Source organism: Salinispora tropica CNB-440 (assembly GCF_000016425.1).
GTDB classification, from domain to species: Bacteria; Actinomycetota; Actinomycetes; order Mycobacteriales; family Micromonosporaceae; genus Micromonospora; species Micromonospora tropica.
Genome location: NC_009380.1, coordinates 2,436,417 through 2,460,405, shown reverse-complemented (window position 1 = coordinate 2,460,405; position 23,989 = coordinate 2,436,417). Strand labels below are relative to the sequence as shown.

The 23,989-nt window shown below is 70.8% G+C and carries 22 protein-coding genes; 10 read left to right on the top strand and 12 right to left on the bottom strand.

Going from position 1 to position 23,989, the window contains the following annotated elements; translation table 11 throughout:
• Positions 1-355 precede the first annotated feature (355 nt).
• The gene (metH, locus tag STROP_RS10925) at positions 356-3,871 is read right to left on the bottom strand and encodes a methionine synthase (RefSeq protein ID WP_187151594.1); all 3,516 of its coding nucleotides are present in this window, start codon (positions 3,869-3,871) and stop codon (positions 356-358) included.
• A gap of 263 nt (positions 3,872-4,134) precedes the next feature.
• Here metH and STROP_RS10920 point away from each other — a divergent pair, with 263 nt between their 5' ends.
• Together STROP_RS10920 and STROP_RS10915 are read left to right on the top strand one after the other, a co-directional pair.
• Positions 4,135-5,004 (top strand): PAC2 family protein, encoded by an 870-nt coding sequence (locus tag STROP_RS10920; RefSeq protein ID WP_011906051.1) that lies wholly within the window; start codon positions 4,135-4,137, stop codon positions 5,002-5,004.
• 207 nt (positions 5,005-5,211) lie between these two features.
• Positions 5,212-6,009: a GntR family transcriptional regulator gene (locus STROP_RS10915; protein WP_026274903.1), complete on the top strand. Its 798-nt coding sequence runs from the start codon at positions 5,212-5,214 to the stop codon at positions 6,007-6,009.
• Positions 6,010-6,052: 43 nt separating this feature from the next.
• Here STROP_RS10915 and mshC read toward each other — a convergent pair whose 3' ends face one another.
• The 6 genes from mshC to STROP_RS10885 all read right to left on the bottom strand — a co-directional run bounded on the left by mshC (position 6,053) and on the right by STROP_RS10885 (position 11,632).
• On the bottom strand, positions 6,053-7,291 hold the full coding sequence (gene mshC / locus STROP_RS10910; protein ID WP_018830095.1) for a cysteine--1-D-myo-inosityl 2-amino-2-deoxy-alpha-D-glucopyranoside ligase: 1,239 nt from the start codon (positions 7,289-7,291) through the stop codon (positions 6,053-6,055).
• Between the two features lie 67 nt (positions 7,292-7,358).
• Positions 7,359-8,198, bottom strand: coding sequence for an SCO1664 family protein (locus tag STROP_RS10905; RefSeq protein WP_011906048.1), 840 nt, complete (start codon positions 8,196-8,198; stop codon positions 7,359-7,361).
• Positions 8,195-8,785 (bottom strand): DUF3090 domain-containing protein, encoded by a 591-nt coding sequence (locus STROP_RS10900; protein WP_011906047.1) that lies wholly within the window; start codon positions 8,783-8,785, stop codon positions 8,195-8,197. The genes STROP_RS10905 and STROP_RS10900 overlap by 4 nt, the downstream gene beginning before the upstream one ends.
• 178 nt (positions 8,786-8,963) lie before the next feature.
• Positions 8,964-9,671 (bottom strand): histidine phosphatase family protein, encoded by a 708-nt coding sequence (locus tag STROP_RS10895; protein ID WP_011906046.1) that lies wholly within the window; start codon positions 9,669-9,671, stop codon positions 8,964-8,966.
• 75 nt (positions 9,672-9,746) lie between these two features.
• Positions 9,747-10,583: an undecaprenyl-diphosphate phosphatase gene (locus STROP_RS10890; protein WP_011906045.1), complete on the bottom strand. Its 837-nt coding sequence runs from the start codon at positions 10,581-10,583 to the stop codon at positions 9,747-9,749.
• On the bottom strand, positions 10,580-11,632 hold the full coding sequence (locus tag STROP_RS10885; protein WP_011906044.1) for an LLM class F420-dependent oxidoreductase: 1,053 nt from the start codon (positions 11,630-11,632) through the stop codon (positions 10,580-10,582). Before STROP_RS10885 ends, STROP_RS10890 begins: the two co-directional genes overlap by 4 nt.
• Before the next feature lie 133 nt (positions 11,633-11,765).
• Here STROP_RS10885 and STROP_RS10880 point away from each other — a divergent pair, with 133 nt between their 5' ends.
• Both STROP_RS10880 and STROP_RS10875 read left to right on the top strand, forming a co-directional pair.
• Positions 11,766-12,737 (top strand): aldo/keto reductase, encoded by a 972-nt coding sequence (locus STROP_RS10880; protein WP_011906043.1) that lies wholly within the window; start codon positions 11,766-11,768, stop codon positions 12,735-12,737.
• Positions 12,738-12,835: 98 nt separating this feature from the next.
• The gene (locus STROP_RS10875; RefSeq protein WP_018215309.1) at positions 12,836-13,027 is read left to right on the top strand and encodes a DUF5703 family protein; all 192 of its coding nucleotides are present in this window, start codon (positions 12,836-12,838) and stop codon (positions 13,025-13,027) included.
• Between the two features lie 65 nt (positions 13,028-13,092).
• On the opposite strand, the gene STROP_RS10870 is transcribed toward STROP_RS10875, so the two are convergent.
• Positions 13,093-13,749 (bottom strand): hypothetical protein, encoded by a 657-nt coding sequence (locus tag STROP_RS10870; protein WP_011906041.1) that lies wholly within the window; start codon positions 13,747-13,749, stop codon positions 13,093-13,095.
• A 53-nt stretch (positions 13,750-13,802) separates the two neighbouring features.
• Complete coding sequence (locus STROP_RS10865; protein ID WP_011906040.1) at positions 13,803-15,131, bottom strand: M20/M25/M40 family metallo-hydrolase; 1,329 nt, start codon at positions 15,129-15,131, stop codon at positions 13,803-13,805.
• A gap of 107 nt (positions 15,132-15,238) precedes the next feature.
• Here STROP_RS10865 and STROP_RS10860 point away from each other — a divergent pair, with 107 nt between their 5' ends.
• Positions 15,239-15,481, top strand: coding sequence for a hypothetical protein (locus STROP_RS10860; RefSeq protein ID WP_011906039.1), 243 nt, complete (start codon positions 15,239-15,241; stop codon positions 15,479-15,481).
• A 62-nt stretch (positions 15,482-15,543) separates the two neighbouring features.
• Here STROP_RS10860 and STROP_RS10855 read toward each other — a convergent pair whose 3' ends face one another.
• The 3 genes from STROP_RS10855 to STROP_RS10850 are packed head-to-tail and all read right to left on the bottom strand — an operon-like array spanning position 15,544 to position 18,619.
• Positions 15,544-15,894 carry a DUF3140 domain-containing protein gene (locus STROP_RS10855; protein WP_011906038.1) on the bottom strand — a complete coding sequence of 117 codons (351 nt, stop codon included), beginning with the start codon at positions 15,892-15,894 and terminating at the stop codon, positions 15,544-15,546.
• On the bottom strand, positions 15,894-16,058 hold the full coding sequence (locus tag STROP_RS25155; protein WP_018830090.1) for a hypothetical protein: 165 nt from the start codon (positions 16,056-16,058) through the stop codon (positions 15,894-15,896). Before STROP_RS25155 ends, STROP_RS10855 begins: the two co-directional genes overlap by 1 nt.
• Positions 16,059-16,072: 14 nt before the next feature.
• Complete coding sequence (locus STROP_RS10850; protein WP_011906037.1) at positions 16,073-18,619, bottom strand: ATP-dependent Clp protease ATP-binding subunit; 2,547 nt, start codon at positions 18,617-18,619, stop codon at positions 16,073-16,075.
• Positions 18,620-18,746: 127 nt separating this feature from the next.
• Here STROP_RS10850 and STROP_RS10845 point away from each other — a divergent pair, with 127 nt between their 5' ends.
• The 5 genes from STROP_RS10845 (at position 18,747) to STROP_RS25695 (ending at position 23,962) form a co-directional block, all read left to right on the top strand.
• A complete protein-coding gene (locus STROP_RS10845) occupies positions 18,747-19,127 on the top strand; it encodes a PIN domain-containing protein (RefSeq protein WP_026274900.1) in 381 nt (126 codons plus the stop codon).
• Positions 19,128-19,275: 148 nt separating this feature from the next.
• Positions 19,276-19,536, top strand: a complete 261-nt coding sequence (locus STROP_RS10840) for a hypothetical protein (protein WP_011906035.1) — start codon at positions 19,276-19,278, stop codon at positions 19,534-19,536.
• 7 nt (positions 19,537-19,543) lie between these two features.
• Positions 19,544-20,635, top strand: a complete 1,092-nt coding sequence (locus tag STROP_RS10835) for a hypothetical protein (RefSeq protein ID WP_011906034.1) — start codon at positions 19,544-19,546, stop codon at positions 20,633-20,635.
• A complete protein-coding gene (locus tag STROP_RS10830; protein ID WP_011906033.1) occupies positions 20,628-23,300 on the top strand; it encodes an FtsK/SpoIIIE domain-containing protein in 2,673 nt (890 codons plus the stop codon). Before STROP_RS10835 ends, STROP_RS10830 begins: the two co-directional genes overlap by 8 nt.
• Complete coding sequence (locus STROP_RS25695; RefSeq protein WP_028567525.1) at positions 23,297-23,962, top strand: hypothetical protein; 666 nt, start codon at positions 23,297-23,299, stop codon at positions 23,960-23,962. The genes STROP_RS10830 and STROP_RS25695 overlap by 4 nt, the downstream gene beginning before the upstream one ends.
• Positions 23,963-23,989 lie beyond the last annotated feature (27 nt).

The following is a 23,989-nucleotide window of genomic DNA, read 5'->3' as shown; positions in this document are numbered from 1 at the left end:
ATTGGGCCCTTCCGTGCGGCCACCAGTCCCACGGGCGCTGCCGGTGGGTGCCCAGGCCCAGCTGGCGGGGTCAGCCTCCCGCCGCGTCATGGTCACTGGTTTGTGGAATGGAAGACGGGTGGCAGATGGCCGGCCTTCGGTTTGGGGTTGGTGGTTCCTCGGCGGTGACCGGAGGCACTCCGGCCGTCGGCCGGGTGGCGCGCCGGCCTCGTCAAGGACGCGTCGGGAAGATCCGGAGCACTGCGGCAACACCGTGACGGCGCGGCCGTCAGCGCTCCGGATTCACCCGGTTTCCCCCGTTCGACTCCCTGAGCCGTTTAGCGTCGTCGGACCCCGGTCAGTCGGACCTGGTGTGTCACTTGGCGTTGAAGTAGCTCGCCTCCGGATGATGCACGACAATCGCGTCGGTGGCCTGTTCCGGAACGAGCTGGAACTCCTCCGACAGTTGCACGCCGATCCGCTCCGCCCCCAACAGGTCCACAAGCTTCGCCCGATCCTCCAGGTCGGGGCAGGCCGGGTAGCCGAAGGCATACCGGCAACCCCGGTACTCGGTACGCAACAACCCAGCCAGGTCGGCCGGGTCGGCGGTGGCCACCGTACGGTCCTCGGGCAGCCTCAGCTCGGCGCGGACCCGCTGGTGCCAGTACTCGGCAAGGGCCTCGGTGAGCTGCACCGACAGCCCATGAACCTCCAGATAGTCGCGGTACTCGTTGCGGGCGAACAACTTCGCCGTGTATTCGCTGATCGGTTGGCCGACGGTGACCAACTGCAACGTCACCACGTCAAGCTCGCCACCGCGAGGACGGAAGAAGTCGGCCAGGCAGAGCCGCCGCTCCTGGCGCTGCCGCGGGAAGGTGAACCGGGCCCGCTCCGCGTGCCCGTTCTCGTCGAGCACGACCAGGTCGTTGCCGTCGGAGTACGCCGGAAAGTAGCCGTACACGACAGCCGCCTCAAGTACCTGGTCGGCGATGAGCCGGTCCAGCCAGTAGCGCAGCCGCGGCCGACCCTCGGTCTCCACCAGCTCCTCGTAGGTCGGGCCCTTGCCGCCGCGGGTACCGCGTAGTCCCCACTGCCCGAGGAACGTCGCCCGCTCGTCGAGCAGCGCCGCGTAGTCGGCGAGCGGCAGCCCCTTCACCACTCGGGTGCCGAAGAACGGTGGGGTGGGCACCTCCACATCGGTGGCCACGTCGGAACGGACCGAGGAATCGTTCAGCTCCGGCAACGACTCGCTGACGATCGCCCGCTGCCGCGCCCGCCGCTCCCGCCGCGCGGCCAGGGCCGCCTCCCGTTCCGGGTCCACCACCTGTGCGCCACCGCGCTTGGCGGCCATCACCCGGTCCATCAGGGAGAGCCCTTCGAAGGCATCCCGGGCATAGTGCACCTGGCCGGGGAACATCGATCGCAGGTCGTCCTCGACATACGCCCGGGTCAGCGCCGCGCCCCCAAGCAGGACCGGCCAACGCTCCGCGACGCCCCGCGTGGCCATCTCGACCAGATTCTCCTTCATGATGACGGTGCTTTTCACCAACAGCCCCGACATGCCGATCGCGTCCGCGCGGTTCTGCTCGGCGGCGTCGAGGATGGCGTTGATCGGCTGCTTGATCCCGATGTTCACCACCTCGTAGCCGTTGTTCGACAGGATGATGTCGACCAGGTTCTTGCCGATGTCGTGTACGTCGCCCTTCACGGTGGCGAGCACGATCCGTCCCTTGCCGCCGTCGTCGGCCTTCTCCAGGTGCGGCTCCAGGTACGCCACCGCGGACTTCATCACCTCGGCGGACTGGAGTACGAACGGCAGCTGCATCTGCCCGGCCCCGAACAGCTCGCCGACCACCTTCATCCCGTCCAGCAGAATGTCGTTGATAACGGCCATCGCCGCCAGGCCGGTGGCGAGGGCCGCATCCAGATCGGCCTCGAGACCGTTGCGCTCGCCGTCGATGATCCGACGCTTGAGCCGCTCCTCCAGCGGTAGCGCGGCCAGTTCCTCCGCTCGGCTGGCCCGCGCCGAGGCGGCATCCACCCCCTCGAAGGCTTCGATGAAGCGCTGGACCGGGTCGTACCCTTCACGGCGTCGGTCGTAGACCAGATCGAGCGCGATCTCCCGCTGCTCATCCGGAATTTTCGACATCGGCAGGATCTTGCTGGCGTGCACGATCGCCGAGGTCAGTCCGGCCTGGACGCACTCGTGCAGGAACACCGAATTGAGCACCTGCCGGGCGGCCGGGTTGAGGCCGAACGAGACGTTGGAGATGCCCAGGGTGAAGTTGACTCCCGGGTAACGGGCAGCGATCTCCCGGATCGCCTCGATGGTCTCGATCCCGTCACGCCGGGTCTCCTCCTGCCCAGTGGCGATCGGGAAGGTCAGGGCGTCGATCAGGATGTCCGACCGGGCCATTCCCCAACGGCCGGTCAGATCGTCGATCAGCCGGGCGGCCACGCGTACCTTCCAGTCCTGGGTGCGCGCCTGGCCCTCCTCGTCGATGAGCAACGCCACCACCCCCGCGCCGTGCTCCTTAACCACGGGCATCAGGCGGGCATACCGGGAGTCGGGGCCGTCGCCGTCCTCGAAGTTGACCGAGTTGACCACACATCGCCCACCAAGCGTCTCCAGCCCTGCCTCGATCACGCCCGGTTCGGTCGAGTCCAGCATGATCGGCAACGTGGAGGCGGTGGCGAACCGGCTGGCCAGCTCGCGCATGTCCTGGGTGCCGTCGCGGCCCACGTAGTCCACGCAGAGGTCCAGCAGGTGCGAGCCGTCCCGCGCCTGGCTACGGGCGATCTCGACGCACGCCTGCCAGTCCCCGGCGAGCATGGCCTCACGGAACGCCTTGGACCCGTTGGCGTTGGTCCGCTCCCCCACCATCAGGACGCTCGCGTCCTGCGCGAAGGGGACATGGTGATAAATCGACGAGGCACCGGGCTCGGGCCGGGGCTCCCGCACCACCGGCGGCCGGCCACGCATCCGTTCTGCCAGCACCCGGATATGCTCCGGTGTGGTCCCGCAGCAGCCGCCGACAAGCGCCACACCGTAGTCGGTGACGAACTGCTCCAGGGCGTCGCCCATCTCGTCCGGCGTCAGCGGGAAGTACGCACCGTCGGAGGTGAGGACCGGCAGGCCGGCGTTCGGCATCACCGACACGGGAATCTGGGAATGCTGTGACAGGTAGCGCAGGTGCTCACCCATCTCCGCCGGGCCGGTGGAGCAGTTCAGCCCGATCAGGTCGATGCCAAGTGGCTCGATCGCGGTGAGCGCGGCACCGATCTCGCTGCCGAGCAGCATCGTGCCGGTGGTCTCCACCGCCATGTGACAGATGATCGGGACCGATCGGCCCAGCTCGGCCATCGCCCGCTTCGAGCCGATCACCGCCGCCTTCACCTGAAGCAGGTCCTGGCAGGTCTCAATGATCAGCGCATCCGATCCGCCGGCGATCAGGCCGACGGCGTTCTCCTGGTACGCGTCCCGCAGCGTCGTATACGCGGCGTGGCCGAGGGTGGGCAGCTTCGTGCCCGGCCCGATCGAGCCGAGGACGAAGCGGGGCTGCTCCGGCGTCGCGTACGCGTCGGCGGCGGCGCGGGCCAGCTGGGCGCCGGCCTCGGACAATTCGCGGATGCGCCCCTCAATGCCATACTCGGCCAGGTTGGCCAGGTTGGCACCGAATGTGTTGGTTTCCACGCAGTCTGCACCCACGGCCAGGTACGCCTCGTGCACGCCACGGACAACGTCCGGCCGGGTCACGTTGAGGATTTCGTTGCAGCCCTCCAGTCCGTCGAAGTCATCGAGAGTCAGGTCTGCCGCATGCAACATGGTCCCCATCGCCCCGTCGGCGACGAGGATCCGGTCGGTCAGCGCGTCGAGCACAGAGATCACCACGGCTTCAGGTTACTGCGACTACACGGGGTGTGGTCTACCCCTGGCTGCCGGTCCCACATGCCGTTAAGTAGCACACGCTGCCCTTTTACCGCCAGAATAACTGTTTTGCTGATTGATAGATCGGCGCGGCCGACGGTCCGGTTCCCGTCCCTGGCACGTAGGCTGACGGACGTGAGGGACTACAGCGACGCCACGATGCATGGGTGGCCGGCCGAACGGGCAGCCACCCGGCACCGCTCCCACGAGCGGGGCGAGGTGACTGCGTGACCGAGTTCGACGGGCTGCCGGTCCTGCGGTCCCCCGTGGCCATCGCCGCATTCGAGGGCTGGAACGACGCGGCCGACGCCTCGACGGCCGCCGTCGAGCACCTGGAACAGGTGTGGCAGGCCCGGCCAGTGACCGAACTGGATCCGGAAGACTTCTACGACTTCCAGGTCAGCCGCCCCACGATCGCGATGTCGGACGGCGAGACCCGGCGGGTGGAGTGGCCCACCACCCGCTTCACGGTGGCCAGCCCGGCCGGTACCGAGCGGGATGTCGTGCTGATCCGCGGCATCGAGCCAAGCATGCGCTGGCGCACCTTCTGCGAGCAGGTGCTGGAGATCTGCCACAGCCTGGAGGTCGAACGGGTGGTGCTGCTGGGCGCACTGTTGGCCGACGTGCCGTACACCCGACCGCTACCGATCAGCGGAAGCGCCTCCGACAAGGGCGCGGCGCAGCGATTCCAGCTCACGCCCACCCGCTACGACGGGCCCACCGGCATTGTCGGAGTCCTGCACGACGCCTGCTCGCGCGCCGAGGTCGACGCGGTGTCGTTCTGGGTACATGTACCGCACTACGCCAACAACCCACCCTGCCCCAAGGCAACCCTGGCCCTGCTACACCGGGTCGAGGAGGTGTTGGACCTGCCGGTGCCGATGGCGGACCTCGCCGAGGAGGCCGCCGAGTGGGAGCAGCGGGTCCGGGGAGCCGCAGAACAGGACGCCGAGCTCGGTGAGTACGTCCGCGAGTTGGAGGAACGGGTCGGTGACGCCGGCATCACTCCGCTGACCGGGGACGAGATCGCACAGGAGTTTGAGAAGTACCTGCGTCGGCGTGGCGGCTCCGCCGGACCTACCGCCGGTTCCTGGTAACCCGTACCTCGCTGATCATCGTGGCCCGCCACCTTCACCGGTGGCGGGCCACTGGCTTGCTGTCCGCGACGACGTGACGCAGCGGTATGCCGCGCCTTCTCTCGTGGGCCTGCACCGCTCTTGTCCGGAGAAGAAGGTGCGTCGGGTGTGGACGGGACACACCCGCTCCGGCATCCTAGGAACCTAGTGATGACCGAGGAGGCGGGCATGCAGATCAACCCGGGTGCGGCCGAGTTCCCGCACCGGCAGATCGCCGCGCAGATCAAGGCACAGGTGCGCCGCGGCGACTGGGGCCCCGGCGAGCGACTACCCTCGATCCCGGCCATCGCCGAAATGTTCGGCGTCGCCAAGCAGACCGTGCAGCGCGCCGTGGACCAGCTACGGGTCGAGGGCGTTCTGATCACCAAGCCCGGCTCCGGTACGTACGTCCGCGGCACCCGACGCCGCCTCAACCGACTCTCCCGGGGCCGGTACGGCGGCTTCCGTGGCTACCACACCGACCTCGCCGCCCGGTATCGGCAACAGCTCGTCTCCGTCGGGCCCGCCCCCGCACCGCCCGAGGTCGCCGACGCGTTCGGCGTGTCCGACGGCACTGAGTTGCTCTGTCGCCGGCATCTGGTCCGCGCCGAGGACTCCGCGGTGGAGGTGGGCGCCGCCTGGTTCCTCCCCGCCGACACCGCCGGCACCTCACTGGAGCGGGCCGAGGCGTTCGGTCGCCCCCTCTACCAGGAGGCGGAGGAAGTCACCGGCCGGCGGTACGTCACCGCGACCGACACGATCAGCGCCCGACAGCCCAGCCGGGACGAGGCGGAGACCCTCCAGATCCGACCCGACACCCCGGTGCTACACCTGCTGCACGTCGCCTACGACGAGCGCCGTAAGCCGATTGAGGTCGCCCAGGCCACCTGGCCTGGGCCGGTCACCACCCTGACCGAGGCGTACCGGATCCCCGCCCCGGCAACCGACCTGGATCCGGATCCAGGCCCGGGGCTCGTCCTCGGCTGACGGGCTCCCACCAGGCCTGTGGCCAGGCAGCCTGCCCAGCAGGTCACAGACGGACGCCGAGCAGGGCGTCCAGCGCCCGGGTGAAGAGCGTGGGTGCCGCCGGGTCGTCGCCGACACCGACGAGCGCCGCCTCCGCCCAGGAGTCTGCCGCAGCAAGCGCCCCCGGAGAGTCGAGGTCGTCAGCGAGGCGTCCGCGGAGCGCGGCCAGAAACGCCTCCGCCGACGGCCCGCAGGGCATCGCCGCAGCCTTCCGCCATCGGCCCAGCCGTTTCTGCGCGGTCGCCAACAGCTCGTCGTTCCAGGAGCGGTCGCTGTGGTAGTGCCCGCTCATCAGGGCCAGCCGAACCGCCATCGGATCCACCTGGTCGGCCCGCAGCCGGGAGACGAAGACGAGGTTGCCACGGGACTTGGACATCTTCTCCCCGTCCAGGCCGATCATGCCCGCGTGCACGTAGTGCCGGGCGAACGGGGTCTGCCCGGTCAGCAGCTCGGCGTGCGCGGCCGAGCACTCATGGTGCGGGAAGATCAGATCATTGCCGCCGCCCTGCACATCGATTTGCGCGCCGAGCAGGTTCAGCGCGATCACCGCACACTCGATGTGCCAGCCGGGGCGGCCCGGGCCCAGATCGCCGCCGGGCCACGACGGCTCGTCCGCGCGGGCACCACGCCACAGCAGTGGATCGAGCGGGTCGCGTTTACCGGCTCGGTCCGGGTCACCGCCGCGCTCGGGGAAGATCTCCAGCATCTGCTCCCGGCTCAGGTGTGACTCATACCCGAACCGGGGCGTCGCCGAGATGTCGAAGTAGACATCGCCGGTGCCGTCCTCGAGCCGGTAGGCAGCGCCCTCCTTCACCAGCATCAGGACCCGCTCAGCGATGTCCGGGATCGACTCCACCGCACCGACGTAGTGTTCCGGCGGGATGATCCGCAGCGCCTCCATATCCTCCCGGAACAGCGCGGTCTCCCGCATCGCCAGGACCTTCCAGTCCTCGCCGTCCCGGGCAGCGCGCTCCAGCAGCGGATCGTCGATGTCCGTGACGTTCTGCACGTACGTCACGTCCAGCCCAGCATCCCGCCACACCCGCTGGATCAGGTCGAAGGTGATCATGGTGGCGGCGTGCCCGAGGTGGGTGGCGTCATACGGGGTGATGCCGCAGACGTACATCGTGCCGGTGCCGGTCGGCGCGCTGGCGGCGGTACCTCGCCGGGCCGAGTCAAACAACATCAGCGGTCCGCCCCGGCCCGGTAGCCGCGGCACCTCGTGTCCCGCCCAAGAGTCCATGACCGCCAGCCTAACCAGCCCTCAGCGGGCTCCGGGGCACACCCGAGGTGACTAACGTGACAGAAGATCACATGGGCGGCCACGGAATCGCCGGCCACTCTGGCGACGGCAGCGGGAATCGACCGGCAGCCCGCAGCCGCCCGATCCGAGCAGCCACCTCGGCGATCTCGCCGACGGTGAGGTACTCCGCGAGATCCCTGCCCAAATCCCCGGCGACCGCGCCGGCGAGCACCGCGAGCACCTCCGCCACCTCCGCCGGCAACTCGCGGCCCGCCCAACCCCACAAGACCGTACGCAGCTTCTCCTCCACGTGGAAGCTGACCCCGTGGTCCACACCGTGAATTCGGCCATCCGGGCCGACCAGGACGTGCCCGCCCTTGCGGTCGGCGTTGTTGATGACCACATCGAGCACCGCCAGCCGGGCCAGCCGCGAGTCGTCGGCGTGCGCCAGGGCGTACGGGATGCCCTCGTCGTCCCGGGCTGCCGCGACCGCGAACCACTGGGCGGGCAGCGCGTCGGCGGGAACAAACCCGACCAGCGGCTCCGGCTCGTCCGGCCCGTCGATCCACAGCTGACAGGAGCCGGGGCCAAGTGGCCCGTCGCGCAGCACCGTCGGTGGTACCAGGTCCCAGCCCGTGGCGGCGGACACCAGGTACGCCGCGACCTCACGCCCGGCGAGGTTGCCGTCTGGGAAGTCCCAGAGAGGCCGCTCACCCCGTACCGGCTTGTAGACACAACGCGCGGTCCTCCCGTCCAGGGTCAGCACCGCGCGTAGCGTCGTGTTCGAGGCGTCGACCAGCCGCCCCTCCAGATCCAGCGCGCCCTCCCGGAGCAGTCGAAGCAACGGATCGTCGTCCTGGCGGGGCCACTCCCGGTCCCGGCTACGGCGCAGATCGGACGAGGTCACCGGTGGTAGCCGTTGTGGCGCGGGCAGAGGTGACCGACCGGGTCCAGGGGCTGACCACAGAGCGGACACGGTGGCCGGCCGGCGTTTATCACCCGCCGGGCCCGTCCGATGAACTCGCGGGTCGCCTCCGGGGTCAACCGCACGCGCAGCCGGTCCAGGTCTTCGTCTGACTCGTCGGCGGACTCCTCGTCGTCCGACTCGTCCAACTCGACCTCGGCCTCAGCCGCGGCCCCAACCTCGGCCTCGCCGACCGCGATCGCCTCGATCACGACCGTCTCGGTGTCCACGTCAAAGGCCAGTCCCAGGGTGCCGACCCGAAACTCCTCATCGACGGGCGTATCCAGCGGGTCATTGTCGCCACCGACCGGACCGGTCTCCGGCAGCTTCACCCCAAACCGCCGTTGCGCCTCGGAGAGCAGCTCCTCCAGCTTCTCCGCCAGCAGTGAGACCTGGACCTTCTCCAGCGCGACGCTGACCAGCCGGCCACCGCCGCGGGCCTGGAGGAAGAACGTGCGATCCCCCGGCGGCCCGACGGTTCCGGCGACGAACCGCTCCGGCGGCTCGAAGGCGTGCACCTGGTGGGTCATACCTCGACCCTATCCGGCGCACCCGCGCGGCGCGCACCCCACCGACCGGAATCGCCGCGCGGCGCCTCCACGGCGCCCCGCCCCGCGGCCTCGCCGTGGCCGCCCGGGCCACGTGGACCCGCCTCACCGTGCTGGTCCTGCCGGGTGCCGCGGCAGAGCCGACGCGGTCCCGCGACCGTCAGGCCCCTGCCCCGGCGCCACCACCGATCGCGGCATCCGAATCGGCGGCGCTCCGCCGACCTCGCTTCGGCGGGGGCGGGACCAGCGCCGTGAGATCGCCGCCGGTGTCGTTGAGCCGCACCAGGAACGGGCGCAGCGGGGTGTAGCGGATCACCGTGACCGAGGCCGGATCCACGACAATGCGCTGGAAGAGGTCCAGGTGCAAGCCGAGCGCGTCCGCCACGATCGCCTTGATCACGTCGCCATGGGTACAGGCCAGCCAGACCGCGTCCGGCCCGTGTCCCTCGTTCACCCGAGCATCCCAGGTACGCACCGCGGCCACCGCCCGGGCCGCCATGGTCGCCATCGCCTCCCCACCCGGGAAGACCGCCGCGCTGGGATGCTGCTGCACGACCGGCCAGAGCGGCTCCTTCGCGAGCTGTTTCAGCGGCTGGCCCTCCCAGCTGCCGTACCCGCACTCGGTCAGCCCTTCCTCCACCACCGGCACGGCCTCGGGCAGCGCCAGGTCCAGAGTCTGCCGGCAACGGACCAACGGGCTGGTCACCACGGTCGCGCAGGACAGCAGCCGGAGCCGTTCGCCGACCGCGGCGGCCTGATCACGGCCGGTCTCGTCCAGCTCGACCGGCTGCCGACCGGCCAGCCCTCCGGCCGCGTTCGCGGTCGTCCGGCCATGTCGCAGGAGCAGTAGGGTCGCCACGGTGACCACCCTAGGGCCTGCCCCACCCCTCCCCCGCCGATGCGCCCCGGGCCGGCGCCCGCGCCCGGGCGCGTCGGCGGGGGATCAGGTGGCGCTGATCGTGCCGGTCAGCAACAGGGCGAGCACCAGCGTTCCCAACGCGACCCGGTACAGGACGAAGATGTACAGGGTGTGGTGCGCTACGTAGCGCAGCAACCAGGCGATGGCCGCGTACCCGACGGCGAAGGCGAGTGCGGTGGCCACGATCATCTGTGCCCCGCTCGGCACCGAGGTACCCGGGGCAGCTGGCGCGAAGACGTCCCCGAGGCTGACGATGCCCGACATGACCACCGCGGGGATAGCCAGCAGGAACGAGTATCGGGCCGCGGTCGCCCGGGTCAGGTTGAGCAGCAGGCCGGCGGTGAGGGTTCCCCCAGAACGGGACACACCCGGGATCAGCGCCATCGCCTGCGCGAAACCCATCACCACGCCGTCCCGCATCCGGAAGTTCTCCAGCGTTCGGGTCTGCCGACCCCAGTACTCGGCGAACGCCAGCACGAAGGCGAACAGGATCAACGTGCTGGCGACCAGCCACAGGTTCCGCGCGGTCTCCCGGATCTGGTCCTTGAACAGCAGGCCGAAGACGCCGATCGGAATCGAGCCGACGATGACGTACCAGCCCATCCGGTAGTCGAGGCTGCTACGCACCGACCGATCCCAGATTCCGACGACCCAGGTACGGGTGATTCGCCAGATGTCCTTGGCGAAGTAGAGCAGTACCGCTGCCTCGGTCCCGAGCTGGGTGACGGCGGTGAACGATGCTCCGGCGTCCCGTTCGAAGAAGATCGCTGAGGTGATCCGCAGGTGGCCCGACGAGCTGATCGGCAGGAACTCGGTAAGGCCCTGCACGATGCCCAGGACAATGGCCTCGACCCAGGTCACTCCCCGACTCCCGCGAGATCCAGCGCCTCAGCGACGGTCCGCAGGGTCTGCACACCGCTGTCCCGGTCGGCGACGAAGAGGGTCACCGACAGAGTGGTGACGCCGGCAGCGGCGAACTCCCGCATCCGCTCGGCGATGCGTTCCTTCGGGCCCAGCAGCGAGGTGCGGTCGATCAACTCCAGCGGCACCGCGGCGGCGGCGTCGCGCTGCCGCTTGGCCAGGTACAGATCCTGCACCTCGCGCGCGGCGTCACCGTACCCCATCCGGGTCGCCAGCTGATTGTAGAAGTTCTGCTTCCGGCTGCCCATGCCACCGATGTAGAGCGCGGCGTACCAACGGACCAGTTCGGCGCAGTTGGCAACATCGTCGCCGATCACCACCGGCACCGAGGGAACCACATCGAAGCCGGACAGCTCCTTTCCGACGCGGGCCCGACCGGCGCGGATCGCAGCGAGCTGCTCCTCGGCAAACTCCGGCGCGTAGAAGACGGCGAGCCAGCCGTCGGCGATCTCGCCGGCGAGTTCCAGGTTCTTCGGACCGACGGCGGCCAGGTAGGTCGGGATGTGCTCCCGAGGCGGGTGGAAGCCCAGGCGCAGCGCCTTACCCGGGCCGTCGGGCAGCGGCAGGGTGTAGAAGTCGCCGGAGTAGGCGACCTCCTTCCGGGCCACCGCCAACCGAACGATGTCAACGAACTCACGGGTCCGGGCGAGTGGTCGGCCGAACCGTACGCCGTGCCAGCCCTCGGAGACCTGCGGACCGGACACCCCCAGGCCGAGCCGGAACCGGCCACCGGAGAGAGCGTCGATGGTCGCGGCGGTCATCGCGGTCATCGCCGGGGTGCGGCCGGGAATCTGCATCACCGCGCTACCCAGCTCGATCCGCCTGGTCTGGCCGGCCATCCACGCGAGCATGCTCGGCGAGTCGGAGCCGTATGCCTCTGCCGTCCACACCACCGTGTAACCGAGCCGGTCCGCCTCCTGGGCCAGAGCCAGGTGGTCGGCGGGTGTACTCCACGCCGTCTGGTAGCCGAGGCTGAGCCCAAGTCGCACTAGTCCTCCCCCATTCACCGCACAGGTCGCCTCAGGTTACGCAATACGATCGCCGTCCTCGGTCACCGGCCCACGCCAACAGCATGGGCAGCGAGGATATCGGTGCGACCCTCGATGGAAATAAGATTCAGCCATGCAACAGCGACCGCTCGGCCGAAGCGGGCTGGCGGTTTCGCGGCTCGCGCTCGGCACCATGACCTGGGGCCGAGACACCGACGCCGACGATGCGGCGGCCCAGCTGAAGAGCTTTCTCGACGCCGGCGGCAACCTGGTCGACACCGCCGATGTCTACGGTGACGGTGACGCCGAGTCGGTCCTCGGCTCGCTGCTCGGCACTCTGGCCCCGCGCGAGGAGCTACTGATCGCGACCAAGGCGGGGCTACGCCCGGGCAACGGCCGGCGCCGCGACGGCTCCCGTGGACACCTGCTGCGTACCCTGGACGCGTCGCTGCGTCGGCTCGGCACCGATCACGTCGACCTGTTCCAGGTGCACGGGTACGATCCGGACACCCCGCTGGAGGAGACCCTCGCGGCCCTGGACCATGCGGTCGGCAGCGGGCGGGTCCGGTACGTCGGGGTCTCCAACTTCTCCGGCTGGCAAACCGCCCGCGCCGCGGCCTGGCAGGCGGCCTGGCCCGGCCGTTCCCCGGTGGTCGCCGCCCAGGTGGAGTACTCGCTGCTGGAACGCGGCATCGAGCGGGAGGTGCTACCGGCCTGCGCGGCCCTCGGGCTGGGGGTCCTACCCTGGTCGCCGCTCGGGCGGGGAGTGCTGACCGGCAAGTACCGAAACGGCCGACCAGCAGATTCTCGGGCGGCCTCACCGCACTTCGAACGGTTCGTCGCGACCTACCTGGAGCCGCGCTGCTCCAGCATCGTGGAGGCGGTCGCCACCGCCGCGGACGGTCTCGGCGTCTCCCCGCTGGAGGTCGCGCTGGCCTGGATCCGCGATCGGCCCGGGGTCGTCGCGCCGATCCTCGGCGCACGTACGGTGGGACAGTTACTCGGCGCGCTCCAGGTCGAACAGATGACCCTGCCGGAGGAGATCAGAACAGCCCTTGACGACGTCTCCGCCGTCCCGGTCGGCTATCCGGAGCGCGACGGCTGACTCCGGGGCCGACGGCATCCCGCCTGGCCTGGGGTAACCGGGCCAGGCGGGATGCCGTCAGGGTGGCGCTGGGCTGGGCGGATGGGCAGCATAGGGCCATGGACTACGAATATGCGCCGCTCCGGTTGCCCCCGAACGTTGACCGGCTGACCGCGGCGGCGCAGCTCGCCATCCAGGCGGAGTTCTCCGGCTGGGAGCTGGCCCGGGTCCGGCTGTTCCGGGATGGGACTCGGCAGGTCGTTCTGCGCCGTCGCCGGATCAGCCCGCCACCGCCCGGCCTCTCCTACTAGCCGCCCGGGGCCCGAGGGTCAGCCCACTTGCCCCGGCCCGCGGGACGAGGTCGCCACCGGGGCGGCTAGTGGGTGTCGTCGTACTCCTCGTCGTCCAGTTCGAGGAACGGGTGCTCGTCGAGCCGACCGACCAGCCGGTCCTCGGCGGCGGGTTGAAACGGACCCACCGGGTCGTCATCGTCGAAGGCCTCGAGATCGACCGCGGCGTCGACCTCGCTGACCATGACGACGCCATCCAGTGGCTCCAACTCCGGCACATCCAGCGCGGCGAGTGATCCGTCCCCGCTCTGCAACAGCTCCAGGACCGCTTCACCGACCCCCTCGACGGGTGCCGGCTCGTCCTCAACCGGGGTGTCCGCCCGGCGGGCCGACGCGGCGGCCCGGATCAGCGCCGAGACGCTCGGCACCCGGTAGTCCCGACGCTGCCGAACCGAGATGACCTGTGGATGGCTGTCGGTGGCCGGCGCCCCGTCGGGGCCGGCGAAGCGCTGGTCGGCCTCCTCTGGGTCGATCGCCTGCACATCCCAGGGACTAACCTCGCCGAAGGCCTCCATCAGCTGCTCGTCGTAAGCGTAGGAGGCGTTGTTCAACGCAACGTACGCCTGCCAGAGGGCATCGTCGTCGACTCGGCCCTGCGCGGCGCGCACGGCGGCCAGGTGGTGGCGGGCCGCCTCGATGACGCGTTCGAGGGCGGTGTCCAGCTCACCATGCTGGTCGATCATGTAAGGCGTCCCTTCGGTGTTCGGAAGGCGCCGCGCCGAAGTACGGAAGCGGCTCAGCAGTTGCGGAGGAACCGGTCGAGAACCCGCACGCCGAACTGTAGTCCGTCCACCGGAACCCGCTCGTCGATGCCGTGGAACAGCGCGGAGAAGTTCAGGTCGGCGGGGAGACGCAACGGTGCGAAGCCGAAGCAACGGATACCCAACCGCGCGAAGGCCTTCGCGTCGGTGCCGCCGGAGAGCATGTACGGCACCGGCCGGGCCCCCGGGTCCTCGGCGCGCAGCGCGGCGGACATCGCCTCGACCAGGGCACCGTCGAAGGTGGTCTCCAGCGCGGGCTGGCGCTGGAGGTACTCGATCTCGATGTCCGGGCCGACCAGATCGCGCAGTTGCCGCTCCAGCAGCTGCGACTGGCCGGGCAGGCTGCGACAGTCGATGGTGGCGGTGGCCCGCCCGGGGATGACGTTGTCCTTGTAGCCTGCGGCGAGCCGGGTGGGATTGGCCGTGTTGCGGATGGTCGCCCCGATGAGGTTGGCGATCGGGCCGAGCTTGCCGATGGCCGCCTCCGGGTCGTCCGGATCGAGCTCGATGCCGAGCGCCTCGGACACCTCGAGGAGGAACGCGCGTACGGTGTCGGTAACGACAACCGGGAAGCGGTGCTGACCGATCCGGGTGACCGCCGCGGTGAGGGCGGTGACGGCGTTGTCGTCATGCACCATCGAGCCGTGCCCCGGCCGCCCCCTGGCGTGCAGCCGCAGCCAGTCAATGCCCTTCTGGGCAGTCTCGATCAGATACAGCCGCTGGTTCTCGTTCACCGAGTACGAGAAGCCCCCGACCTCCCCGATGCCTTCGGTGCAACCCGCGAAGAGGTCGGGGTGGTGCTCCACCAGGAAGTGCGCGCCGTAGTCACTGCCGGCCTCCTCGTCGGCGGTGAAGGCGAGCACCACGTCCCGGGGCGGCCGGAATCCGCTGCGCTGCCAGTGCCGCACCACCGCGAGCATCATCGCGTCGAAGTCCTTCATGTCGATCGCGCCGCGACCCCAGAGGTAGCCGTCCCGCAGCTCACCCGAGAACGGATGCAGCGACCACTCGTCGGCGTCGGCCGGCACCACGTCCAGGTGGCCGTGGACGAGCAGGCCGGGTCGGGTCCGGTCGGTGCCGGGGATGCGGGCGACCAGGTTGGCCCGGCGGGGCGCGGACTCGTAGATCGTCGAGTCAACGCCGACCTCGGCGAGCTTCTCCGCCACGTACTCGGCCGCTCGGCGTTCCCCGACGCTGGTGTCGTTGTCACCGGTGTTGGTGGTGTCGATGCGCAGCAAATCCTGACAGAGGCCGATGACCTCGTCGGTAGGCGCGGGATGGGCACAGGCGGCGTCGCTCCTCATCGCTCCTTGATACCAGGAGGGGCGGCACGGTGATTCGGCGCCGGGTCCGACAGCTGTCGAACCGGTCCACGGGGTGCGAACGCCGTGACGCCGGGTAACAGACGGGCATGACCGACCTGTACCCCGCCGCCGACGACCGCGAGACACTGCGGCAGGCGGCCACCGCGCACACCGCCGCTGCCCGGGACGTCGAGCTCTTCCTACGCCGCCTACCGGCGGTTCCCGCCCCGGCAGATGTCACCGAATACGCCAACCTGCTCACCCGGGAACGGCAGACCCGCGCCGATCGGGAGACAGCCGCCGACGCGGCGGGCCTGACCATCACCAGCCTGGAGCCCGGCCCGGAGTGATCGGTCGGTGCGGGTGCCGGTGAGCCCGAAGCCGGCGCCCCCGCCCGACCGGATCGAAGCGGTCAGCCTTCCACCAGGACGTCGTGGCCCAGATCCAGCAGGGCGTGCCGCCACCGGTCATCGGCGTTGCCACGCGGCGGCTTCGCCGCCAGCAGGTTCTCGATCTCGTCGATCGTGTCCCGCATCGTCTCGATGTCATCCCGGGTCAGGTCCACCTTGCGTTTGGTGAGCACCCGCAGGATGCGCCGGCCCGGCTCGGGTAGGCCGAGGTCGGGGTCGGGGCCGAACGTCTCCTCGCCGGAGCCCCGGGTCAGCAGCCACTGCCGCAGCTTCTCGGACGGCACGTTGACCCGCTCGTGGAAGCTCTCCCAGAGCTCCTCCACCTGCGGATCGAGCCGCTGCTCGCGTACCATCAGCCCTCCTCTCGCCGTCCGTCGGTCCCCGCCGGGTCCGGCTCGCTGGTCCCCTGCCCCGGACCCTCCGGTGGCACCTGCACGCGGGCGGGGTTCGCCGTCGGTGCGGCGACGATCGGCTCGGTCCGTTCGGTGTTCTCCTGGGTCTCCTCGGGCTCGGTCATCTCCGCCTCCCGGCTCAACGGGGATGCGTGGTGGTAGCCGCGGTGTGGCCGCCGTCCTCGGCGACGTCGATCGTGAGCTCGCCGTCACGGGCGTCCACGACGACCCGCTGGCCCGGCGACACCGCGGACTCCAGCAGCATCCGGGACAACTGGTTGTCCACCTCACGCTGAATGACCCGGCGCAGGGGCCGGGCACCGAACTCGGGCTGGTAGCCGTGCTCGGCGAGCCAGTCGACGCCGGCGGTGGTGATCTCGACGTCGATATCCTGCGCGTGCAACCGACGGCGGGTCTCCGCCAACAGCAGCTCGGTGATCTGCCGCAGTTGCTCCGCCTCCAGGCGGCGGAAGATGATGATCTCATCGATGCGGTTCAGGAACTCTGGTCGGAAGTTCTCCTGAAGCCGGCGCAACAGGCGGTCACGGAGCTCGTCGTTCTCCCCACCGGCTGCCCCGGCGCCGAAGCCGACCGCCCGCTGGGTACCGGTAATCAGCTCCGAGCCGAGGTTACTCGTCATGATCAGGACGGTGTTCTTGAAGTTCACCGTCCGGCCCTGGCTGTCGGTGAGCCGGCCGTCGTCGAGCACCTGGAGCAGGATGTTGAACACGTCCGGGTGCGCCTTCTCGATCTCGTCCAGCAGGACCACCGCGTACGGGCGGCGGCGCACCGCCTCGGTGAGCTGCCCGGCCTCCTCGTACCCGACGTAGCCGGGCGGCGCGCCGACCAACCGGCTGACGGTGTGCCGCTCCTGGAACTCGCTCATGTCGACCCGCACCATCCGGTCGGCCTCGCCGAACAGCGCCTCGGCAAGCGCCCGGGCCAGCTCGGTCTTGCCGACGCCGGTGGGGCCGAGGAAGAGGAAGCTGCCCATCGGCCGATCCGGATCCGCCAACCCGGTCCGCGAACGGCGCACCGCCTCGGCGACCGCGTTGACCGCGTCGTCCTGACCCACGACCTTCTCGTGCAGGTGCCCCTCCAGCCGCAGCAGCCGATCCCGCTCCTCCTCGGTGAGCTGCTGGACGGGGATACCGGTGGCCCGAGAGACCACCTCGGCGATCTCGTGCGGCCCCACCTGCGGCACGTGGTTGCCCGCGCCCTCGTCACCGCGAACCCGGCGGATCTGGGCCTCCAGTTCGGCGATCTGGTCGCGCAACGTGGAGGCCTTCTCGTACTGCTCGTCGGCGACGGCCTGCTCCTTGTCGCGGCGTACCTCGTCGAGCTGGGTCTCCAACTCGCGTACGTCCGAGGCCGGGGTGCGGGTACGCAGCCGGACCCGTGCGCCGGCCTGGTCAATCAGATCGATCGCCTTGTCCGGTAGGTAGCGGTCGGTGACGTAACGATCGGAGAGCTCCGCGGCGATGACCAGCGCCTCGTCAGTGAAGCGGACCTGGTGGTGCGCCTCGTAGCGGTCGCGAAGGCCACGCAGGATGGCCACCGTGTCCTCGACACCCGGCTCGGGAACGAAGACCGGCTGGAAGCGGCGGGCCAACGCGGCGTCCTTCTCGATGGTCCGGCGATACTCGTCCAGCGTGGTCGCGCCGATCACGCGCAGCTCACCGCGGGCCAGCGCCGGCTTGAGCATGTTGGAGGCGTCCATTCCGCCCTCGCTGCCCGCACCGCCCGCCCCGACCAGGGTGTGGATCTCATCGAGGAAAACGATCAGCTTTTCACGATGGGTCCGGATCTCGTCGATAACCTTCTTCAGCCGCTCCTCGAAGTCACCCCGGTAGCGGGTACCGGCGACCAGGCCGGCCAGGTCGAGCTGGATGACCCGCTTGCCGAGCAGGGTCTGTGGCACGTCGCCGTCGCAGATCCGCTCCGCGAGCCCCTCCACGATGGCGGTCTTGCCGACACCGGCCTCGCCGATCAGCACCGGGTTGTTCTTCGTCCGCCGGGACAGGATCTCGACCGCCTGCTCGATCTCGTCGGCCCGACCGATAACCGGGTCGATCTGATCGTTCTGGGCGAGCTCGGTGAGATCCTGCCCGTACTGGTCGAGAGTGGGGGTGCCCCGGTCCGGCCGCGGCCCGCTCGTCGGGCCCCGCTCGGCGCTTGCCGCCTGCAACGACTCCGGCTGGATGCGGCCGGCGGCGAGCATCCGGCCGGCGGGCGACTCCGGGTTCAGCGGCAACGCCATCAGGATGTGTTCCGGCCCGATGTAGTTGGCGCTCATGGCTCGGGACAGCTGGTGGGCGTCGAGCAGCGCCCGCTTGGCCGCGGGGGTGAGGGACAGATTCGGCGGGACCTCGCCGCCCGGCGCCCCCTCACCCCGCCCGCCAAGCGCGTTGAGCAGGGTGTCGGGTTCGGCACCGGCTCGTTTGACCAGCTCGCGCAGGGACTCCCGTTGCAGCGCGGCCCAGAGCAGATGATCGGTGTCCAGGTCGGTGCTGTGCCGCTCGGCCGCCCGACGTGCCGCGTCGGCAAGCATCTCCCGGGCGTCGGCGGTCATCAGTCGGGTGATGTCGACCCGGTGCGCGGGCCGGCGCCCCCCCTCGCTCCGGCCGAAGTACCGGGCCAGGAACTCGTCCCAGGGGTCGGAGCCGAAGTCGCCGGGTCCCATCATCTGTCTCCTCCGCTGCTTGGCGCGGCACGGTCGCCAGGGGCTACCCGGCAGTCGTCGGGACAAACTCCGCCGGCTGGCCCCATCGGGGTTACCCGGGTGCGGGCGGATCGGGTGGCAGGCTGGCGGCATGAACGGGACACCGCTGCTGATCGTGGACGCCGCCAATGTGGTGGGATCCCGGCCGGACGGTTGGTGGCGGGACCGGGTCGGGGCGACCACCCGACTGCGGGACAGCCTCACTGGCCTGTCCGATTCCGGGGTGCCCCCGGAACTGCCGCCGCCGGTCGAGGTGGTGCTGGTGGTCGAGGGCGCGGCGCGCGGGGTGCCGGCGGTGTCGGGGGTGCGGGTGGTGGCAGCCCAACGGTCCGGCGACGATGTGGTGGTCGACCTGGTCGCCGCCGAGCCGCAGCGCCGCCGGGTCGTCATCACCGCCGACCGTGAGCTGCGGGAACGCGTGATCCGGCGCGGCGCCGAGGTACGTGGTCCGCGCTGGTTGACCAGCTACTGAGCCCGCTTCCAGGCGTCCCAGTAGGCGGACTCCCCGCGCTTGCAGGTGACAACCACTCGGTAGGGTTGAATACTGACAGGGAGGATGTTCTCTCCCCGGTGCCGATAGGCTCTAATGGAGGCCTCCCCTTGCCCCAGGAGGTTCCGTCGTGGCGAGCGTCGCCGAGCTCAAGGCAGCCATCGATGTCGCGCTGCAACAGATCGGTGACGGCCAGGGCGCGGTGCACGCCGCCGCTGAGAAGCTGGCCGAGGCGCAACAGACTCTGGCCGGCGCGTTGGAGGGCAGCGGACACGAAACGGTAGATGCGGCCCAGGCCTCGCTGACCCAGGCGGGCCAGGAGTTGGAGGACTGCTTGGCGGCCACACTCGTCGCGGTCGAGCAGGCCCAGCTCTACGTCGCGACCCTCTGAGCGCGTCGTGTCCATCGTCGAAGATATCGGCGCGCAGGTGCGCGCCGCCAGCGACGACCTGCCGCTCGGCCAACTCGCCGAGGCACTCGAACGGTTCGGGCTGGCCGTCGAGCGGTTGCGCTGGGTACGCCAGGAGTCCGCCAACCCGATGGGGGTGCCGGAGCTGTCCAGCGCCGTCGAACACGCCGAGTCCGCTGGCTACGCACTGCGCGTCGCCCAGGAGCAGCTGACGGCCTACCTGGCCATGATCGGGCTGGCTGCCGACGACTCGCCCACCCCGCGTACCACCCCCGACCAGCGACCGGCACACGACGCTCCCCGTGGTACCACCCCACCCACGACGATCGCGGTCCCGCCGACCCCGGCCGCATCCCGCTGGTGGGCAGTCCGGGTCGCCGAGTTGACCGGGGGCGGGACCGTGTCGGGGCAACCGGATGAGGCGATCGCCGACTCCAGCGAGTTGCTGCACCGAGTCGTCCGTGAAGTCCGCGCCGGCGACCGGGAACGACTCCACGCAGAGCTGGGCCGCGCCCACGCCGACGTGGGGTTGGGGTTGGCCGCACTGGCCCCTCCTCTGCTGCGGGAGCTGGCCGGAGAACTCCTTGGGCACCCGCCCCGGGCCGAGGACCTGCCGCGGCTACGCCAAGCCCTGGACAGCCGGACCCGCGACCTGCTGCCGGGCCTGCCCGCGCCGGTAACGGAGACGCTTCTGGCCCGGGTCTGCCGGATGCCGCCGCCACGCCGGGACGCCGCCGAACAGCCACACGCCGCCGACCCGGCGGTCACCGCCGGGGTGCTGATCGGCGTCCTGCTCGACCGGCTCGGCCGCGAGCTACCGACCCCGGCCGAGCGCGAACGCCGCACTGACGACGCGCGGACCCGACAAACGGCGGTGGACGGCCAGCGGCAGGCCACCGCGACGCGCGACCGGCGGACCGACGCCGAGTGGGAGCGGCACGCCGCCAGCATCGGGCAACCGGCTGCCACCGTCCGGCGGCGGGCTGCCACTGCCCGCCGCAGTAACCCATTCCCGGCCGAAAGCCAGAGCGGGTCGATCGACACGAGACGCCCCTCGTCTCGACCAGACACCGATGGCTGACCGGCGGGCGCAGCTCGCCGCCCGGGTCCGGCAAACCCTCGGCGAGGCCCTCGGTGCAACGCGGACCCGGCTGGCCGCGGCGCAGACGGAGCTGGCCGCCGAACGGGGCCGACTGGACCGGGTCCGCCAAGCCGCCGCCGCGGTGCCCGCCCGAGTCGGCGCGGAACGAGACCGTCGCCTCGCCGAGATCGACGCCCAACACTCGGCCCGGATCGCCGAGTTGTCCCGGCGGGCGGCTGACGCGGCCCGACGGGAGGCCCCGGGCGCGGCCACCGCCGACTGGCCACAGTGGCATCCCACCCCTGCTCGCCGCGCGGAGCCACCCGGCCCACTGCGGGTCGGCACACTCGCCGTCCCGCGTGGGGAACCGGTGCCCGCGCTGGTACCGCTCCTCGACGCCGGGCACGTCGAGCTGACCGGCGGCGACCGGGTGGCGGGCGAAGCGGTGGTGGCCGCGCTGCTGCTACGGGCAGTAGGCCGGGCCGACCCGGGCGCGGTCCGGTTGACCGGTTACGACCCGGAGCACCTCGGAGGCGGCCTGGCCGGTTTCGCGCCGCTGGGCACTGCCGGGCTGCTGACCTTCGTCGGCCCCGGCGGGCTGGGCCGGCTCCTCGACGACCTCGTCGAGGAGATCCATCGGATCAACTCCACCGTCCTGGCCGGTGAGCACCGGTCTCTGCGCGAGCTGGCCGCAGCCACCGGTCGCCGGCCAGAGCCGTGGCGGATGGCGGTACTGCTCGGCGGGGAGGAGCCGTCCCGGCACGAGCGCAGCCAACTCGATCGGGTGGTCCGCACCGGCGCCGCGTGCGGCGTGCACCTCGTGGTACGCGGCCTGACGCTGCCGGAGGACGCCACCGTAGCCCGAATCCGTGTCGAGCCGGGCCGGGTCGAACTTGCCGGCGCACCGCCGGTCAATCTCGACCCGGCGCCCCCAGCGACCCTGGTCACCGAGACCTGCCGGGCCCTCGCGGCCCGGGTCAACGCCGGCCCGGAACCGACGCCCTTCACCGACCTGCTGCCGCCACCGGACCAGATGTGGCGGGAGGACTCGGCAGCCGACCTGATCGCGCCGATCGGCGAAGGAACAGATGGCCAGCCGGTGCTGGTAACCCTCGGCGACTATCCACCGCACGCGCTGATCGGCGGCCCGTCAGGCACGGGCAAGACAAACCTGATCTTCGCCTGGATCGGCGCGCTCGCCGCCCGCTACTCCCCGGCCGAGTTGGAGTTCTACCTGCTCGACTTCAAGGAGGGCGTCTCCTTCGCCCGGTTCGCACAGGGTCGTCGCGACCCGAGTTGGCTGCCGCACATGCGGCTGGTCGGGATCAACGTCAACACGGACCGGGAGTTCGGACTCGCCCTGCTTCGTTTCCTCGCCGAAGAGCTGCGTCGGCGTGCCGACGCAGCGAAGAAATACGAGGTCACGAAGCTCGCCGAGCTGCGCGAGGTGGACCCAGCCGGGTCCTGGCCGCGGATCGTCGCCGTGGTTGACGAGTTCCAGATGCTGCTCGCCGGCCGGGACGCGGTCGCCCGGGAGGCCGCCGACCTCCTTGAGGATCTGGCCCGACGCGGTCGCTCGCAGGGCATCCACCTGGTTCTCGCCTCGCAGGACGTCCGGGGAATCGAGGCCCTGTGGGGGCGGCCGGCCCTGGTGGCCCAGTTCACCCTCCGCATCGCCCTGCCCAAGGCGCTTCGGATCCTCGCCGAGCGTAACGACGCCGCGCAGTCGCTACCCCGTCACCACGCCGTGGTCAATGCCGAGTCGGGGCTGGCCGAGGGGAACGAGATCGCCCGAATCCCGTCGGCGAGCGACTGGGAGACGTGGAGCGGGCTACAGCACCGACTCTGGCGGATGCGCCCGCCGGATGCCGCCCCGGCGCGGCTGTTCGATGGGGACGCGATCCCCCGGTTGGTCGACGCCCCGGACTACCAGGCGCTCTCCGCACCGGAGACCGGGACGCTGCGAGCCCCGACGGCGTTACTCGGTGAGATCATCGACGTCCAGGCCCGCTCGGCAGTGCTTCGGCTGCCCCGTGCACCCGGACGCAACCTCGCCGTGCTGGGCACCCGCGTTGACGAGGCCTGCGCCGTACTCGCCGCTGCTGGGCGGTCGCTCGCCCGCCAGCACCGCCCCGGCGCCGCGCGGTTCTCCATCGCCTGCCTGGATCCGGACGCCGACTCCGCCGCCCGGTCCCTCTACACCGATCTCGGCGACGATGTCGCCTGGTACGACGAGGAGACCGTGACCGAACTGATGGCCGAGACCACCGCCGGGCTGGGCACCCCTGGCGTCGGCACTCCCCACTACCTGCTGCTGTTCGCCGTTGACGCGGCGGCCGGCGCGCTCGCCGCCCGGGTCGGCGGCCAGACCGGGCTGGAGCAGCTGCGTCGCATTCTGCACGACGGGCCGGAGCGGCGGACGCATGTGCTGGCCTGGTGGCGGGGGGTCGCGCGGATGCGGGCCGACCTCGGTGGACCGGCCGCCCGCACCGACCAGGTCGGCGCGTGGGTGGCGCTCGACACGCACGGCGGGGAGCTGGGTGCCTCGCTCTACCCCGGCACCGGCGGGCCGGAGTGGTACCCCCGCCCGTGGCGCGGCCTCTTCTTCGACCGGGCCGTGCACCGCACCGGGCAGACGATCATTCCGTACGGGCACCAGCGGTGAACCAACCCGTGCCGAGCGAGTCGTACCCGGCGCAGGTACAACGACTGGCCGACCTGACCGAGCAGGTGTCGGCACAGCGAGCCGAGGCACACACCTGGTACGAGCAGCAGTGTGCGGCCGCGCAGCGGGCCGTGGCGAACGCCGAGGACCAGGTCCGTCACGCGGAACGGGAGGTGACCGCAGCACGCAGGCTGCAGGAGCGGGTCGAGGCTGAGGTCCGGCTGTTGTGGCAGGAGCTACGCGGGCGGTTCCGGTCGGCGGGCCGCCGGATGGACGGGCCCCCCGGTCCGGTCGACGGCGTCGCCGGGAATCCCCTGCCGATGCTGGCCGCGGTGCGGGACCTCCTGGCCCGTACCGGTCAACCCGGTGAGCTGCCCGGATCCGCGCATCCGCTGCTGGCCTTCTGCGGGGTCGGCGGTGCGCTGGTCACCTACGCCCTAGGCACCGTCGCCCGGACGGCCGGCGACCGGTACGGCGGGGACCTGGCGGTCGGGCTGCCGGTGCTGGCGCTGGTCGTGACCTTGCTCGGCCCGCTGGTCGGCCTGGCCCCGGCGAAGGTTCTGGCCGACCGGCGACACGCGGTGCTCGGCCCACGCCCGATGGCCGTGGTGGTGGTCGCCGGACTGCTGACGACGGTGCTTCTCCTGACCCTGGTCCGTTGAACCGGTCGGTGGTGGCGGCGGGTCACC